Source organism: Gluconacetobacter azotocaptans (assembly GCF_014174355.1).
Taxonomy (GTDB): Bacteria; Pseudomonadota; Alphaproteobacteria; order Acetobacterales; family Acetobacteraceae; genus Gluconacetobacter; species Gluconacetobacter azotocaptans.
Window position 1 is genome coordinate 1 of sequence record NZ_JABEQF010000039.1, and the last position, 2500, is coordinate 2500.

A 2500-nucleotide genomic window follows, 5' to 3' on the forward strand; every position below is an offset into this window, starting at 1 on the left:
CCTTCAGGTTATGAGCCTGACGAGCTACCGGGCTGCTCCACCCCGCGGTGGTGTAAGGTGGACTGGAAGACCTGGCGGCGACCGACTTTCCCGCGTCTTGAGACGCAGTATCATAGGCGCTGGGGCGTTTCACGGCCGAGTTCGAGATGGGATCGGGTGGATCAATCCCCGCCATGGCCACCAGGTCGTCCAGTCCACCCTTGTTGTGGGGTGTGATGGGCGTGAGAGGTTGGTGCGTTGTGAGAGTGGGAGAATGGAGTGTGGATGATTGCTGTGCATGTGTGTTGCCCTGGCTTTATGGGCCTGGGCGGTGTGAGTGAGCCTATTGGGCGATTAGGACCAGTTAGCTGCACGCATTACTGCGCTTCCACACCTGGCCTATCGACGTGATGGTCTATCACGGCCCTTGGGGAGACCTGGTTTTGAGGTGGGTTTCTCGCTTAGATGCTTTCAGCGATTATCCCGTCCAGACTTAGCTACCCGGCTGTGCCGCTGGCGCGACAACCGGTGCACCAGAGGTCTGTTCATCCCGGTCCTCTCGTACTAGGGACAAATCCTCTCAAGTCTCCAACACCCACGGCAGATAGGGACCGAACTGTCTCACGACGTTCTAAACCCAGCTCACGTACCACTTTAATCGGCGAACAGCCGAACCCTTGGGACCTGCTCCAGCCCCAGGATGTGATGAGCCGACATCGAGGTGCCAAACCTCCCCGTCGATGTGGACTCTTGGGGGAGATCAGCCTGTTATCCCTAGAGTACCTTTTATCCGTTGAGCGATGGCCCTTCCACGCGGGACCACCGGATCACTATGGCCGACTTTCGTCTCTGATCGAGCTGTCACTCTCACAGTCAGGCGGGCTTATGCCATTGCACTCAACAGTCGATGTCCGACCGACCTGAGCCCACCATCGCGCGCCTCCGTTACACTTTGGGAGGCGACCGCCCCAGTCAAACTGCCCACCATGCAGGGTCCCGGACCAGGCTTACTGGTCTCGGTTAGACATCAGAAACAGTCAGGGTGGTATTTCAAGGATGGCTCCACCGGAACTGGCGCCCCGGTTTCAAAGCCTCCCACCTATCCTACACAGAATGTCTCTGATGCCACTGCAAAGCTGCAGTAAAGGTTCATAGGGTCTTTCCGTCTGACCGCGGGTACCCCGCATCTTCACGGGGAATTCAATTTCGCTGAGCCGATGCTGGAGACAGCGGGGAAGTCGTTACGCCATTCGTGCAGGTCGGAACTTACCCGACAAGGAATTTCGCTACCTTAGGACCGTTATAGTTACGGCCGCCGTTTACCGGGGCTTCAATTCAGTGCTTGCACACCTCCTCTTAACCTTCCGGCACCGGGCAGGCGTCAGGCCGTATACGTCGTCTCTCGACTTCGCACAGCCCTGTGTTTTTACTAAACAGTCGCTACCCCCTGGTCTGTGCCACCTGCCAATGGTTGCCCACTGACAGGTCTTGCTTATCCCGAAGTTACGCAAGTAATTTGCCTAGTTCCTTCAGCATCGTTCTCTCAAGCGCCTTGGTATTCTCTACCAGTCCACCTGTGTCGGTTTCGGGTACGGTCTATATGCCAGAGCTATTTCCTGGAATGCGCCAAAAGCCGGATCAATCCGTTAAGACCCGACAACATATTGCATTCGTCACTTCTGGCAGGCCCGGGAATATTCACCCGGTTTCCATCGACTACGGCTTTCGCCCTCGCCTTAGGGGCCGGCTCACCCTGCGCGGATTAACCTTGCGCAGGAACCCTTGGACTTTCGGCGACAGTGTTTCTCGCACTGTTTGTCGCTACTCATGTCAGCATTCGCACTTCCGATATCTCCAGAGAGGGTCACCCCGTCTCCTTCACAGACCTACGGAACGCTCCGCTACCGCGCACACAATGTGTGCACCCACAGCTTCGGCACGTGGCTTGAGCCCCGTTACATTTTCGGCGCAGGGTTTCTATTAGACCAGTGAGCTATTACGCTTTCTTTAAAGGATGGCTGCTTCTAAGCCAACCTCCTGGTTGTTTTGGAATCCCCACATCCTTTCCCACTTAGCCACGATTTGGGGGCCTTAGCTGGTGGTCTGGGCTGTTTCCCTCTCGACGATGGACCTTAGCACCCACCGTCTGTCTGCCAGGCTAAACTTCCGGGTATTCGGAGTTTGGTTAGGTTTGGTAAGGCTTTGGGCCCCCCTAGCCCATCCAGTGCTCTACCCCCCGGGGTCAACACCTGACGATCTACCTCAATAGATTTCGCGGAGAACCAGCTATCTCCGAGTTTGATTGGCCTTTCACCCCTAGCCACAGCTCATCCCCGACTTTTTCAACAGGCGTGGGTTCGGCCCTCCAGTGCGTGTTACCGCACCTTCAGCCTGGCCATGGCTAGATCACTCGGTTTCGGGTCTTCTGCCAGCAACTCGTCGCCCTATTCAGACTCGCTTTCGCTTCGCCTACACCTACCGGCTTAAGCTCGCTGCAAACAGAAACTCGCTGACCCATTAT

At 56.4% G+C, this 2500-nt stretch carries 2 rRNA genes (1 of these 2 cut by a window edge); both read right to left on the reverse strand.

The window, feature by feature from the left end:
- Positions 1 to 69 precede the first annotated feature (69 nt).
- Positions 70 to 185, reverse strand: a 5S ribosomal RNA gene (gene rrf, locus HLH34_RS18930).
- Between the two features lie 127 nt (positions 186 to 312).
- Positions 313 to 2500 (reverse strand): 23S ribosomal RNA (locus HLH34_RS18935) (it continues 553 nt past the right edge of the window).